The organism is Sphingomicrobium astaxanthinifaciens (assembly GCF_022865105.1).
In the GTDB taxonomy this organism is placed as follows: Bacteria; Pseudomonadota; Alphaproteobacteria; order Sphingomonadales; family Sphingomonadaceae; genus Sphingomicrobium; species Sphingomicrobium astaxanthinifaciens.
Window position 1 is genome coordinate 621961 of the sequence record NZ_JAKNYM010000002.1, and the last position, 13924, is coordinate 635884.

Annotated in this window: 12 protein-coding genes and 1 pseudogene; 1 reads left to right on the forward strand and 12 read right to left on the reverse strand. The window is 71.6% G+C overall.

Going from position 1 to position 13924, the window contains the following annotated elements; genetic code table 11:
* Window positions 1-34 precede the first annotated feature (34 nt).
* The 7 genes and pseudogenes from L8951_RS06870 to L8951_RS06900 form a co-directional block, all read right to left on the reverse strand.
* Window positions 35-574, reverse strand: a complete 540-nt coding sequence (locus tag L8951_RS06870) for a demethoxyubiquinone hydroxylase family protein (protein WP_244382255.1) — start codon at window positions 572-574, stop codon at window positions 35-37.
* Window positions 571-1056, reverse strand: a complete 486-nt coding sequence (locus L8951_RS06875) for a disulfide bond formation protein B (RefSeq protein WP_244382256.1) — start codon at window positions 1054-1056, stop codon at window positions 571-573. The genes L8951_RS06870 and L8951_RS06875 overlap by 4 nt, the downstream gene beginning before the upstream one ends.
* Window positions 1056-2330 carry a S41 family peptidase gene (locus L8951_RS06880; protein WP_244383208.1) on the reverse strand — a complete coding sequence of 425 codons (1275 nt, stop codon included), beginning with the start codon at window positions 2328-2330 and terminating at the stop codon, window positions 1056-1058. The genes L8951_RS06875 and L8951_RS06880 overlap by 1 nt, the downstream gene beginning before the upstream one ends.
* A gap of 158 nt (window positions 2331-2488) precedes the next feature.
* Window positions 2489-3640 carry a murein hydrolase activator EnvC family protein gene (locus L8951_RS06885; protein WP_244382257.1) on the reverse strand — a complete coding sequence of 384 codons (1152 nt, stop codon included), beginning with the start codon at window positions 3638-3640 and terminating at the stop codon, window positions 2489-2491.
* A 22-nt stretch (window positions 3641-3662) separates the two neighbouring features.
* Window positions 3663-4094, reverse strand: a complete 432-nt coding sequence (locus L8951_RS06890) for a 23S rRNA (pseudouridine(1915)-N(3))-methyltransferase RlmH (protein WP_244382258.1) — start codon at window positions 4092-4094, stop codon at window positions 3663-3665.
* Window positions 4095-4119: 25 nt separating this feature from the next.
* Window positions 4120-4497: a ribosome silencing factor gene (rsfS, locus tag L8951_RS06895; protein ID WP_244383209.1), complete on the reverse strand. Its 378-nt coding sequence runs from the start codon at window positions 4495-4497 to the stop codon at window positions 4120-4122.
* Window positions 4498-4531: 34 nt separating this feature from the next.
* A pseudogene (locus L8951_RS06900) lies at window positions 4532-5176 on the reverse strand (nicotinate-nucleotide adenylyltransferase); the annotation flags it as partial.
* A gap of 14 nt (window positions 5177-5190) precedes the next feature.
* On the opposite strand from L8951_RS06900, the gene L8951_RS06905 reads away from it, so the two are divergent.
* The gene (locus L8951_RS06905; protein ID WP_244382260.1) at window positions 5191-6348 is read left to right on the forward strand and encodes a DUF3667 domain-containing protein; all 1158 of its coding nucleotides are present in this window, start codon (window positions 5191-5193) and stop codon (window positions 6346-6348) included.
* Between the two features lie 54 nt (window positions 6349-6402).
* On the opposite strand, the gene ftsH is transcribed toward L8951_RS06905, so the two are convergent.
* The 5 genes from ftsH to ptsP form a co-directional block, all read right to left on the reverse strand.
* Complete coding sequence (ftsH, locus tag L8951_RS06910) at window positions 6403-8307, reverse strand: ATP-dependent zinc metalloprotease FtsH (RefSeq protein ID WP_244382261.1); 1905 nt, start codon at window positions 8305-8307, stop codon at window positions 6403-6405.
* Window positions 8308-8445: 138 nt separating this feature from the next.
* Window positions 8446-9429 carry a tRNA lysidine(34) synthetase TilS gene (gene tilS / locus L8951_RS06915; RefSeq protein WP_244382262.1) on the reverse strand — a complete coding sequence of 328 codons (984 nt, stop codon included), beginning with the start codon at window positions 9427-9429 and terminating at the stop codon, window positions 8446-8448.
* A gap of 22 nt (window positions 9430-9451) precedes the next feature.
* The gene (locus L8951_RS06920) at window positions 9452-10360 is read right to left on the reverse strand and encodes a tetratricopeptide repeat protein (protein ID WP_244382263.1); all 909 of its coding nucleotides are present in this window, start codon (window positions 10358-10360) and stop codon (window positions 9452-9454) included.
* A gap of 73 nt (window positions 10361-10433) precedes the next feature.
* A complete protein-coding gene (locus L8951_RS06925) occupies window positions 10434-11465 on the reverse strand; it encodes a helix-turn-helix domain-containing protein (RefSeq protein WP_244382264.1) in 1032 nt (343 codons plus the stop codon).
* 77 nt (window positions 11466-11542) lie between these two features.
* Complete coding sequence (gene ptsP, locus L8951_RS06930) at window positions 11543-13804, reverse strand: phosphoenolpyruvate--protein phosphotransferase (protein ID WP_244382265.1); 2262 nt, start codon at window positions 13802-13804, stop codon at window positions 11543-11545.
* Window positions 13805-13924 lie beyond the last annotated feature (120 nt).

Below are 13924 nucleotides of genomic sequence, written 5' to 3' on the forward strand. Positions count from 1 at the left end.
GATCCCTCAACGCGCGAGGGGGGGAGCGGGTCGCTCAGATGCGTTTGGACAGGGCGATGGCGAGGCGGCAACCGGCGCGGATCGCGGCGGTCATCAGCGGATAGGCGGGGGCCTCCTGCGCGCCATGTTCGCGCGCGGTCTCGCGATGTTCGAGCTCCTCGGCCTGGAAACGGCGGATATCGCCCGACAGCTCGGGGTCGTCGGCGCCGAGCTGGGCGAGTTGCTCCTCATAATGCTTGTCGATCTCGGTCTCGACCGCGTCGGTGCACGCCATCGCCGCCTTTTCGCCCATCAGCGCGGTGACCGCGCCCAGCCCGAAGCCGGCGACGTTCCAGAAGGGCTGGAGCAGCGTGGGGCGCACGCGGCGCTGCGCCATCAGTTCGTTGAAGCGCGCGAGGTGCGCCTCTTCCTGCGCCGCCATGTGCGCGATGGCATGCGCGGCGCGGCTGTCCTCGCCGAGCACCGCGAGCTGGCCGGCATAGATGCGGGTGGCGCCATATTCGCCCGCCTGGTCGACGCGGATCATGGCGTGGGTATCGGGGCGCGGGTCGCCGGGGCGCCAGTTGCTGCTCATGCGCGGCCTTTCATGCCGCCGACGAGGACGAGCCCCGCGGCGGCGAGCGAGAGAATCGCGTTCCACCCCGCCATCGAGATGCCGAGCAGCGACCATTGCACGCTGTCGCAGCGCACCACCGGGGCGCTGACAAGCTCGGCCAGCGTGCCGCCGCTGTTCGAGGCGCAGCGGGTCAGGCCCTCGAACCATCCGAGCTCGACCCCGGCATGGTAGACGCCGATGCCCCCCGAGACCGCGATGGCGAGCCCGGCAAGGAGGACGAGCGGGCGGCGCAGCCGGGCGAGCGGGATGGCGAGCAGCGCCAGCGCGATCGCGATCGCATGCGGCCAGCGCTGCCAGATGCACATCTCGCACGGCACCAGCCCGCCGATCAGCTGCGAGCCGATCGCGCCGGCGAGCAGCGCGGCGGGCACGAGCAGCGCGAGCCCATGCGCGGTGCGCAGGTCGAGCAGCGGCGAGCGGGGGCGGGCGGGCGCGAGCATCAGCGCGCCGACGCCACGCGCTGCGGACGCCGGTTCAACCGCTCGAGCGTCTCGATCGCATAATGGAGCTGGAAGTCCTCGATCCCGGCTTCCTCGAGCTCGGCGGGGGTCGCGAGGAAGCGCGGATCGGGCGCGCTGTCGTCCTCGAGCACCGCATCCTCGACCCCGGCCTGCGCGACGAGGTGGCGGCGCAGGTCGGCCTCGCGCAGCCGCGGCCGGTTGAGGCGGTCGGGATCGGACAGCTGGGGCACCACGATATCGGGTTCGATGCCGCCCGCCTGCACGCTGCGCCCCGAGGGGGTGTAATAGCGCGCGGTGGTGAGCCGCAGCGCGCTCGTCTCGCCGGTCTGGATGATGGTCTGGACGCTGCCCTTGCCGAAGCTGGTCTCGCCCATCACCACCGCGCGGCGATGGTCCTGCAGCGCGCCCGCGACGATCTCGGAGGCCGAGGCCGAGCCCGCGTCGATCAGCACGATCACCGGCTTGCCCCCGGTGAGGTCGCCCTTGGTGGCGTAGAAGCGATCGATGTCGGCGGGGTCGCGCCCGCGCTCGGACACGATCTCGCCGCGGTCGAGGAAGAGGTCGGTGACCTCGACCGCCTGGTTGAGCAGCCCGCCCGGGTTGGCGCGCAGGTCGACGACATAGCCGACCGGGCCGTCGCCGCCGATCGCGCGGTCGATGCCGCGGATCGCGGCGGCGACCCCCTCGGCGGTGGGGGCGGAGAACTGGTTGATGTTGATGATGCCGACATCGCCGTCGACTTCCCACTTGACCGGCTTGAGGTCGATGATCTCGCGCTTGACCGCGACGTCGAAGGGCTCGGTGCGCCCGGGCCGCACGATCGTCAGTATCACCTCGGTGCCGGGTTCGCCGCGCATCTTGGCGACCGCCTCGTCGAGGCTGAGCCCGAACAGCAGTTCATCGTCGATATGGGTGATATAGTCGCCCGCCTTGATGCCGGCGCGATCGGCGGGGGTGTCCTCGGTCGGGGCGATGACGAAGACCGCGCCGTCGCGGTTGGTGACGGTCAGCCCGAGCCCGCCATATTCGCCGTCGGTCGACAGCCGCATCGTCGCGAAGTCGGCCGCGGTGAGATAGGAACTGTGCGGATCGAGGCTCGAGAGCATGCCCTCGATCGCGCCGCGGATGAGGTCGGCGTCGCTGACCTCCTCGACATAGTTGGCGCGCACCCGCTCGAACACCGAGAGGAAATTCTCGAGCTCGCGGTAGGTCTCCTCGTTCTGCGCCTCGGCGGGGCGCTCGAGCCCCGGCATGATCGTCGCCACGCCGATGATCGCGGCGGCGGGAATGAGGGCGGTGGCGAGCGGGCGCAGGCGCTTCACGATGGCAGTGTCCTTGTTGTTGCGGTCCGGACCAACGCGCGGGCCGGGCGCTCGATCCTACCGCGATTAGGCGTGCAGTTGAACCAGAATCAGGATGAACCTGCGATGAGGGCGGGGCTGACCGGGCGCTGCCCGTGCCACAGCTCGACCCCGATCGGGCCGAGCGCGCGCCCGAGCGCGTCGGCGCGCCGGACGCGGTCGCCCGGCTCGTGGTCGGTCGCGACGTTGGCGATGAGGCTGAACCAGCCCGCGCCATGGTCGATGATGACGATGCCGTCGCGCCCGCGGAACGGCCCCGCGAAGGCGATCTCGCCATCGGCGGGCACGCGCACCACGCTGCCGCGCCCGAGCGCCATCGTGAGCCCGCGCGCGCGGACCCCGTCGGGGGTGAGCGAGCCGAGCCCCGCGGTCACGCGCGCGCGCGCGGGCAGGCGGTAGCGGAACGGGGGAACCGTCGCGGGCGCGGCCGTGCGCGCGAGATCGGCGGGCGCGGGCGGCGCGGGCGCGTAGCCCGCGAGCGCCGCGGCGATCTCGGCGGTAAAGGCCTCGCGCGTTGCCGCATCGGCGAGCTCGGCGCCCTGCTCGCGCGCGGCGATGGCGCGCGCATCGGCCCGGCTGGCGGCGATGCCGAGCGCCTGCGCGGCGGCGAGGCTTTCCTGCTGGAGCGCGGCGAGCGCGCGCTCGTCCTGCGCCAGCCGCGCCTGCTCGGCGGCGATCGCGGCGGTGCGCTCGGCCTGCCCCCGCACCAGCGCGTCGAGCTCGGCGTGCCGCGCGCGCAGCGTGAGCGTGCGCGCCTCGATCAGCGGGACCACCGCTTCGATCACCGCCTGCGTGGCGATCAGCTCGTCGATCGAGCGCGCATCGGCGAGCGTGAGGATCGGGGGACGCCGCGACAGGCTGGCCAGACCCGCGAGCAGCGCGGCGGCGGGCGCCTGCCGGGCCTCGAGGTCGGCGCGCAGTTCGTCCGCGGCGGCCGCGAGCGTGCCCTGTTCGATCCGCGCCACCGCCAGCCGTGCCTCGGCCGCCTCGATCCGCGCGGCGATGGTCTGGCGCCGACGCACCATCGCCGCGGCCTTGTCCTCGGCGGCGCTCGCCTGGCGTGCCAGCTGCGCCGCCCGCGCCTCGGCCTCGCGCGCCTCGGCCCGGACCCGGTCGAGCCGCGTCTGCGCGCTCGGCGGCGGGGCGGCGAGCGACTGGCCGGCGAGCGCGGCAAGCAGCAGCGCGGCAAGGAGCGGTCTCATCCGCGCGCCTCGCGGCGCCGCCTCATCGGGCGCCCTCGCGGTGATAGGGGTGCCCCGCGAGGATCGCGGTGGCGCGGAACAGCTGCTCGGCGAGCATCGCGCGGCACAACAGGTGCGGCCAGGTCGCCGCGCCGAAGCTGTAGAGCAGGTCGGCCTCGGCCTTGACCTCGGGCGCGTGCCCGTCGGCCGCGCCGATGAGGAACCGCGTCTCGCGCACCCCCTCGTCGCGCCAGCGCCCGAGGAGGGTCGCGAAGGCGGTGGAGGACAGCGGCTTGCCGGTCTCGTCGAGCACGACGGTGCGCGCCGGCGTCGCCTTGGGCGCGGGCACCACCCCGCCCGTCTCGGGCAGTTCGCTATGCTTCACCTTCCAGCCGATCCGCTTGAGATAGCGGTCGACCAGCTCGCCCTCGGGCGTGCGGGCGATCTTGCCGCGCGCGATGATGTGAAGCAGCATGGGCGCGGCGCCTCGGGTCGGACGGTCAGGCTTCGCCGGCGTCGTCGCCGAAGGCCCACATCCGTTCAAGGTTGTAGAAGCTGCGCACCTCGGGGCGGAACAGGTGGACGATCACGTCGCCCGCATCGATCAGCACCCAGTCGGCGGTCGGCAGCCCCTCGATCCGCGGTGTGACCCCCTCGGCGCCCTTGACCTTCTCGGCCAGTTTCTGCGCGATCGCGGCGACCTGCCGGGTCGAACGGCCCGACGCGATCACCATGTGATCGGCGATCGAGCTCTTGCCCGCGAGCGGAATCGAGACCACGTCCTGCGCCTGCTCGTCGTCGAGCAGCTGCATCACGAGCGCATGCAGCGCATCGGGATCGTCAGATTTCACGGGCGGGGTGGGGACGGTGGCGGCCATGGTCTCTAGCTCGGGCAAGGTCTCTCCTCATGGGTTACGACCGCTGCCTCGCGGTCGCTTCGGGCGCTGGTGAATAGTCCTCGTGCCAGTCGGGATGGCGCGCGCGCAGGCTCGTTGCGGAAGTCGGGTCGGGGGCAAGCGTCAGGAACGTGATTGCCGGTGCCTTCCAGTCCGTCCAGTGCTGCGCCTGGTCTGCGGATCGGACGAAGTGCCGCAGCCAACCCATGGCGCGTGCCGCCCGGGCCCCTCCCTTATAGCCCGGACGGGTCATCACGGCAATCGGCAGCATGCGGGCGATCGTGCGCCAGTCCTTCCAGCGATGGAATTCGCCGATGATGTCCTCGCCGACCAGCCAGATGAAGTGGTGCTGCGGATAGTGGCGCCGCAGCGCGCGCAGCGTGTCGACGGTGTAGCGGGTGCCGACCCGCGCCTCGAAGTCGCTGGCGCGGATCGGGGCGCGGCGCGCCATCGCCCGCGCCGAGGCGAGCCGCGCCGCATAGGGCGCCATCCCCGCCTTGGGCTTGAGCGGGTTGCCCGGGCTCACCAGCCACCACACCGCGTCGAGCCCGAGCGCGCGATGCGCGCCGAGGCTCGCCTGCCGATGCCCGCGATGCGCGGGGTTGAAGCTGCCCCCCAGAAGCCCGATCCGTGCCATGCGCGATGCGCTAGCATGGGGTCTTGGCGGGGGCCAGCGTGGCGGGTTATGCCCGGGCGAGCAGTGGGGGACGGACGATGACGGGCGAGGAACTGGGCGCGATCGGCGAGACGGCGGGCGGCGCGGGAGCCGCGCGTGCGCTCGAGCCGGGGCATGGCGAAGCTGCCGCTGCGGCGGAATCGGGGCGATGCCTCAATTGCGGCTGCGCGCTCGAGGGGGCCTATTGCCACTGCTGCGGACAGAAGGCCGAGGTGCATTTCACCCTGTCGGGGCTGCTCCACGACATCGTCCACGGCGTCCTCCACCTCGACGGCAAGTTCTGGCGCACGCTGCCCAGACTCGTCTGGCGGCCGGGCGAACTAACGCGCGATTACGTCGCGGGCAAGCGCGCGCGCTACATCAGCCCGATCGCGCTCTACCTCTTCACCGTGGTGGCGATGTTCGCGCTGGTCGTCTCGGTCGGCGATGTCGATGCGGACGATGTGCGGATCGGGGCCAGCGCCGCCGACATCGAGACCGTCGCGGAGGCCGAGAGCCGCGTCGCCTCGCTCGAACAGACGCTGGAGGACATGGCGGGCGACGACTATCCCGGTGCCAGCGGCGCGCGCACCGGGGTGAGAGCCGAGCTTGCCGCGACCCAGCGCCGACTGCGCGAACTCGAGGGCAAACCCGATCCCGAACGGGCGCCGGTCGATGCCGCTGCGAGCGAGGGCGACACGCTCGTCGCGCCCGTCGATAGCGGTCCTCTCGAATCGTTTCTCAACGGCCTGACGACCGCCGCTTCATTCGAGGCGCTGAGCGAGAATCCGAGCCTGTTTCTCTACAAGGTGCAGACCAAGGCCTACAAGCTGAGCTGGCTGCTGATCCCGCTCTCGCTGCCCTTCCTGTGGCTCCTGTTCCCCCTCACCAAGCGCTTCGGCATGTATCACCACGCCGTCTTCGTGACCTATTCGATCAGCTTCATGATGCTCTTCACCGTGACGATCAGCCTGCTCGCGCGGGCTGCGCCGGGGGCCGACTGGCTGATCGTGCCGATCCTGCTGGTCCCGCCGCTCCACATGTACCGCCAGCTCAAGGGAGCCTACGGGCTCGGGCGGCTTTCGGCGCTGCTGCGCACGGTCCTCCTCGCGCTCTTCGCGCTGGTGACGCTCGTCCTCTTCCTCGTCCTGATGCTCCTGATCGGCGCCGTGGGATAGCAAGAGGGCGGCCCGTCCACGGACCGCCCTCCTTAGACGATCGGTGCTGCTGCCTCAGGCGGTCGCGGGACCGCCGAGCGGCTTGGGACGCCCCGCCTTGGGGATCGAGCTGCCCGCGACCGGGATCGCGGGCGCGCTCGGGCCGCCGCGATCGATCGTGCCGCCCTCGAGGAGCGTCTTGATCTCGTCGCCGGTGAGCGTCTCATATTCGAGCAGCGCCTGCGCCAGCGTCTCGAGCTCGTCGCCATGGTCGGTGAGGACCTGCTTGGCGCGCGCATAGCCCTTTTCGACCAGCGCACGAATCTCGCGGTCGATCCGCTGCGCGGTCTCCTGGCTGACGTTCATGCCCTGGCTCTGCGAATAGCCGAGGAAGGTCTCGCCCTGCTGCTCCTCGTACTGGATCGGGCCCATCTCGTCGGACATGCCCCACTGGGTGACCATGTCGCGCGCGAGCTTGGTGGCATATTGGATGTCGCCGCTGGCGCCCGACGAGACCTTGTCGTAGCCGAAGATGATTTCCTCGGCGACGCGCCCGCCCATCGCCACCGCCATGTTGGCGTGCATCTTGTCGCGGTGATAGCTGTAGCTGTCGCGTTCGGGCAGCCGCATGACCATGCCGAGCGCGCGCCCGCGCGGGATGATGGTCGCCTTGTGGATGGGGTCCGATGCGGGTTCGTGCAGCGCGACGATGGCGTGCCCCGCCTCGTGATAGGCGGTCATCTTCTTCTCGTCCTCGGTCATCACCATGCTGCGCCGCTCGGCGCCCATCATGACCTTGTCCTTGGCCTCCTCGAACTCGGCCATGGCGACGAGCCGCTTGCCCTTGCGCGCGGCCAGCAGCGCGGCCTCGTTGACGAGGTTGGCAAGGTCGGCGCCCGAGAAGCCCGGCGTGCCGCGCGCGATGACGCGCGCGTCGACGTCGGGCGCCAGCGGCACCTTGCGCATGTGCACGTGGAGGATCTTCTCGCGGCCCTCGATATCGGGGCGCGGGACGACGACCTGGCGGTCGAAACGACCCGGACGCAGCAGCGCGGGGTCGAGCACGTCGGGGCGGTTGGTGGCGGCGATGATGATGATGCCCTCGTTGGCATCGAAGCCGTCCATCTCGACGAGCAGCTGGTTGAGCGTCTGCTCGCGCTCGTCATTGCCGTTGCCGAGCCCGGCGCCGCGATGGCGCCCGACCGCGTCGATCTCGTCGATGAAGATGATGCAGGGCGCGTTCTTCTTGGCCTGTTCGAACATGTCGCGCACGCGGCTGGCGCCGACGCCGACGAACATCTCGACGAAGTCGCTCCCCGAGATGGTGAAGAAGGGCACGCCCGCTTCGCCCGCGATGGCGCGGGCGAGGAGAGTCTTACCTGTACCCGGGGAGCCGACGAGCAGCGCGCCCTTGGGGATCTTGCCGCCCAAGCGCGCGAACTTGCCCGGATCCTTGAGGAATTCGACGATTTCCTGCAGCTCCTCGCGCGCCTCGTCGATGCCCGCGACATCCTCGAAGGTGACGCGGCCCTTGGCCTCGTTGAGCATCTTGGCCTTGGACTTGCCGAAACCCATCGCGCCCCCGCCCGAATTCTTCTGCATCTGGCGCAGCACGAAGAAGCTGATGCCGAGGATGAGGAGGAAGGGCAGCGAGTTGACGAGGATCAGCTGCCACAGGCTGGCCTGCTCGGCGGGCTGGACCGAGACCGCCACCCCATTGTCAAGGAGGCGGTCGGAGAGCCGCGCATCGGGCGGCGAATCGGTGGTGAAGCGCGCGCCGTCGAGCTCGCCCGACACGAGGCTCGAGCCGTCGCTGCGCGGGCTGATCGTGACCGCGCGGATCTCGCCCTCCTCGACCCGTTCGATGAAGTCCGAATAAGGGAGCTTCTCGCCCGCATTGGCGGCGCTGTCGCCCGACAGGGCCTGCACGAAGAGGATGAGCCCGAAGATGATCGCGAGCCAGATGACGAGGCTTCGCATCCACGGATTGCGCGGATTTTCAGGCGGTTGGGGCGTGTTCGGGTCCATGGGTAAGCCTTGATGAAACGGGGGTTTTCCCGGTCAAGATAGGGACGCGGGAGGGCGGCGACAATAAGGGGTTTGGTCGGGAGCGGCTTTTCAGCCCCCTTCGCCGGCGCGCCGCGGCGGGGCGGGGGCGAGGTGCCAGTGCGCGCCGCGCGGGCGCAGCAGGAGCTTGCCGAGGCTCGCGGGTTCGCCGGCGGCGAGCCGTTCCATCGCGCGCGCGAGGTCGGGGCCGCGCGGGGCGGGCTGCCCGAGCGCGGCCATGCCGAGGAGGAGCAGGCGGCGGCGCAGCTCGCGCGGGAGTGCGGCGGGGCGTTCGATCAGCCACCCCCCTTGCTGCGCGCGCGCGCGCGCCTCGAACAATTCGCGGGCGACATGGTCGAGCGCTTCCTCGGCCTCGGCGAGATGCCGCGCGCTGGCGGCATATTGCGCCTCGTCGGCGAACCCGGCGGCGTCGAGCGCGCGGCGCAGCCGCACGCGGTCGAAGCGCGCCTCATCGTTCATCGGGTCCTCGACCACCGCCAGCCCGGCGGTACCGACGACCTCGCGCAGCTCGGCGCGCGGCCATGCCAGCACGGGACGCACGAGCCGCACCGCCTCGCCGAGCGCGCGCTGCTCGCGGATCGCGCTGAGCCCCGGCAGGCCGGCGCCGCGGGCGAGCCGCATCAGCATCGTCTCGGCCTGGTCGCGGGCGTGGTGGGCGGTGGCGACATGGCCGATCCCGCGGCGCCGCGCCCACTCCTCGATCAGCGCATAGCGCGCCGCGCGCGCGGCGGCCTCGACATTGCGCGCCGGCGGCCCGTCGGGCCAGTCGACGGCGAGGGTGTCATGCGCGATGCCGCGCGCGCGGCAGGCCGCGGCGACGGCCTCGGCGTGGTGCGCGCTGTCGGGGTGGAGGCGATGGTCGACCGTGACCGCGGCGAGCCGCTCGGGGCGGGCCGCCTGCGCCAGCAGCAGCAGCGCAAGGCTGTCGGCGCCGCCCGAAACGGCGATCCCGAGCGGGGCGTCGGCGGGCACCAGCCGCGCGAGCGCGCGGCGCAGTCGGTCGACGCGGTCGGCGGGCAGGGGCGGCGGGCGCATCGCTGCCGGACCCCGGCGCGGCTTAGCCGTCGCAGCGCGCCGCGGCCCGCGCCGCGGGCAGCCGTTCGGCGAGGAAGGAGCGCATCGCGCCGCCATAGACGTCCTCGAGTTCGTCGTAGACCCGGCAGGCCTGCGACGGCTGGTTGAGGCGCATCAGCGCCTGCCCGAGAAAATAGAGGCTGTCGGCAGCGCGCTCGCCGGTCTCGTCGCCGCGATAGTTGGCGAGCAGCACCTCGGCGGCCTCGCGCGGGCGGTTGGCGTCGAGCAGCGCGCGCCCCTTGAGGTTGCGCGCCCAGCTCAGCTTGGGGTGGCCCGGATATTGCGCGATCATCGCGTCGAGCTGGCGGATCGCACCGTCGAAATCGCCCGCGTCCCACAGCCGGAAACCGACGTTATAGGCCTCTTCGCCATCGGCGAGCCGGACGGGATCGGTGATCGGGATCACCGCGACGGGGCGCGCCGCGGCGGGCGGGGGCGCGGCGGCCACGGCGCCCGCGTCGGCCCCGCCCGACAGCGCGTCATCGGGCGCGGCCGGGGTCTCGACCATCGGGGTCGGGGCGGGGGGCGGCGGCGCGCTGCGCAGCTCCTCGACGGTGGCGCGCAGCCGCGCGACGTCGGCCTCCATCTGCCCGAGGCGGAATTGTGCCTCCTCCGACTGGCGGACGAGCGTGGTGACCTGCCGCTCGAGCGCCTCGATGCGCCCGGTCATGATGTCGACCGACTGCCGCGTGGCGACCGGTTCGTCATAGAAGCCGGCGGTATCGGCGGGAGGACCGTCGGGGTAGACGCGGCGCTGGACCTGGCGAACCTGCCGCTCGAGCCGCTCGATGCGGTCGCGGTTCTCGCGCTCGCGCGCGCGGTCGCGGTCCTGCGCGTAGGCGGGCTGGGTAAGGAGGAGCAGCGCACAGAGGCTGAGAAGAAAACGGTGCATCGGGAATCCCTGGATCTTGGTGGGTAAGGTCGCGGTCGCGAGGCTCGCAGGGCGCGCCTTGCGGCACGATGAACTAGGCGGCGCCGCCATCGCCATCACCCTCGTCGACGCCAGCGGCGTCGTCGGCCGGCGCGGGGGCGGGGGTCGGCGCCGCGGCCGCCGGCGCCGGTGCGCTCGTCGGTTCCGCCTCCGCCTCGGCCGCGGGCGCGCGTTGGGTGGTCGGCCGGGGCGCGCTGCGCTGCGGGCGTTGGGTAGCGGCGGTGCGGGTGGTGGTGGTGCTGGCGGTCGGCCGCGGCGCGGCGGCGCTCGTCTGGCGCGCCGGCGCGCTGCCCGTCGGTGCCGCGCGAGTGCCGCGTTCGAGCAGGTCGCTCGCGAGCAGCGAGACATCGCGCACGCGTTCGCTGTCGGGGCCGAGCTGGACGATGTCGGTGTCGCCCACCGTGACGCGCAGCGCCTCGGGGCGCGCGGTCTCGAGCGTGGGCGCGCTCGCGCTGGCGGGCACCAGATAGTCCTCGCCGCGGGTCATCAGCCCCTCGTAGAGCCGATCATCGCCATCGCGCACGCGCAGCCAGACCTCGTCGGTGGCGATCAGCCGCACCGGGCCCTCGGGGGGCGCCGGATCGGCCACCGCGGGGGTGACCTCGGCGGGCTCGGCCTCGGCGACCGCTTCGGCGGCTTCCTCTTCGGCGGCGAGGCGGCGATCGTTCATCCAGCTGAACAGCAGGATCGCGCCGATCACCGCGGCGGCGGCGACGACGATCACCCAGCGCGGCATCCCGCGCGAGGTGTCGGCGACTTCATAGGCGCCGACATGCGCGGTGGGCGGCTGCCACGCCCCCATCTCGGCGCGGACCTGGTTGCCGATCGCCTCGCGGTCGAGCCCGACCGCCTCGGCATAGGTCTTGGCAAAGCCGACCGAATAGGTGGCGGCGGGCAGCTTGGACCAGATGCCGGCCTCGAGGTTTTCGAGGTGGCGCTGGGGGATGCGGCTGTCGCGCGCCAGCTCCTCGAGGCTGAGCCCCTTGTCCTCGCGCGCGGCGCGCAACTGCTCGCCCACCGGAGTGCCCGCGTCGGCCGCGCTGATGTCGTTGTCGGTCTCGTCCATGTCCGTCCACCCCTTGTCCCGATCGGCTTCGAAAGAAGGCGGTTCGCCCCCCCTTGTCAACCACCATGGCGGGGCGGTCAGTCGAGGATCACGCCCTGCTCGCTCGCCCAGCTCGACAGCGCGCGGCGCATGTCGCGGGGCGGGTCGGCGAGCAGCTCATCCATCTGCTGCGCCACCTTGCCCGCGTCGAGCGAGCGGATCATCGCCTTGATCGGGCCGATCGCGGCGGGGGTGATCGAGAAGCGGCGCAGCCCGATGCCGACCAGCGCCATCGCCTCGAGCGTGCGCCCGCCCATCTCGCCGCAGATCCGCACCGGGGTCGAATGCGCGTCGCATTGCGCGATGATCCGCCGCAGGTAGCGCAGGATCGCGGGGCTGAGCCAGTCGTAGCGGTCGGCCAGCCGCGGGTCGCCGCGATCGGCGGCAAAGAGGAACTGGGTGAGGTCGTTGGTGCCGATCGACAGGAAATCGACCCGTGGCAGGAGCTGGTCGAGCATCTCGGCCAGCGCGGGGACCTCGAGCATCGCGCCATATTCGACCACCGTCGGCAGGAAGCGTTTCTGGCCGCGCAGCCAGGCGATCTGGTCCTCGAACAGCGCGCGCGCCTCTTCATATTCCCACGGCTCGGAGACCATCGGGAACATCACCTTGAGGTGACGCCCGGCGGCGGCCTCGATGAGCGCCCGCGCCTGCGCCTTCATCAGTGCCTTGCGATCGAGGCTGAGGCGCAGCGCGCGCCACCCCATCGCCGGGTTCTCGGCCACGTCCTTCTCGTCGAGATAAGGCAGCGCCTTGTCGCCACCGATGTCGATGGTGCGGAACACGACGGGCTTGTCGCCGGCCGCCGCGAGCACCGTCTTGTAGAGCTTGTACTGGCTCTCGCGCCCCGGCAGCGTGGCGGCGACGAGGAACTGGAACTCGGTCCGGAACAGCCCGATCCCCGCGGCGCCGACGGTGTCGAGGTGATCGGCATCCTCGGCGAGCCCGGCATTGACCATCAGCTCGACCTGCTGCCCGTCCACGGTCTCGGCGGGCTTTTCGAGGTTGGCGGCGAATTCGGCGCGGCGCGCCTGCGTCATCGCCATGCGCTCGTCGAACGCGTCGCGCTCGCGCGGTTCGGGCCGCACGGTGATGGTGGCGTGGTCGCCGTCGACGAGGATCTCGTCGCCCTCCGCCGCGATATGGCGGATGTCCTCGATCTTGCCGACCATCGGCACCCCCATCGCGCGCGCGACGATGGTGACGTGCGCGGTCAGCGAGCCTTCCTGCAGGACGATGCCCTTGAGCCGCCGCTTGTCGTAATCGAGCAGTTCGGCGGGCCCGAGGTTGCGCGCGATCAGGATGGTGTCTTCCTGCAGCCCGGTCTGGGCCGCGGTGCCGACGCGCCCCGAGACGATGCGCAGCAGCCGGTTCGACAGGTCCTCGAGATCGTGCATCCGCTCCTTGAGCAACGGGTCGTCGATCTCCTGCATCCGCGCGCGGGTGCGCTGCTGGACCCGCTCGATCGCCGCCTCGGCGGTCAGCCCGCTGTCGATCGCCTCGTTGATGCGGCGGCTCCAGCCCTCGTCATAGGCGAACATCTTGTAGGTCTCGAGCACCTCGTGATGCTCGCCCCCGGTACCGAATTCGGCATCGCGGATATTGGCGTCGATCTGCTCGCGCATCTTGCGGAAGGCGGCGTAGACGCGCGCGCGCTCGGCCTCGATGTCCTCGGCGACGGTATGCTCGACGGTGACCTTGGGCTGGTGGAAGACGGCGCGGCCGCGCGCCATCCCGGTGACCAGCTTCAACCCCGCGAGTTGCTGCGCGCCGGTGTCGCGCGCGCGCCCCTTGGTGCCGTCGGCGAGCCCCGCCGAGGCGAGCAGTTCGCTGAGCACCATCGCCACCGTCTGCAGCGCCTCGATCTCGACCTCGAGATACTTGCGGCTGTCCTCGTGCTGCACGGTGAGCACCCCGATCGGGGTCTCGCGCCGCACGATCGGCACCCCGGCGAAGGAGTGGAAATGCTCCTCCCCGGTCTCGGGGCGGAAGGCGAATTGCGGGTGGCGGCTGGCTTCCTCGAGGTTGAGGATGAGCATCTGCTCGGCGATCGTGCCGACGAGCCCCTCGCCCATCTCGAGCCGGGTCTTGTGCACCGCTTCGCGGTTGAGCCCGTGGGTCGCGAACAGCTCGAGATGCCCCTCCTTGAGGACATAGATCGAGCACACCTCGCTCTCCATCGCCTCGGCGATGATGTCGACCACCTTGTCGAGCTTGGCCTGCGCGCTGCCGCGGGCGGCCATGACGGCGTGGAGGCCGGTGAGGATTTCGCGGGCGGCAAAGGCGGCGCTTTCGACCATGCGCCAAGCGCTAGCAGGTCGGGAGCGGGGAGGAAAGCGGGGGTTTCGGGTCCGAATCGGTGGCGATCGCGCTGGCCTCGCTCCCCCCGCAGCGGGCACGATCGAGCCCCCAGCAAGAGG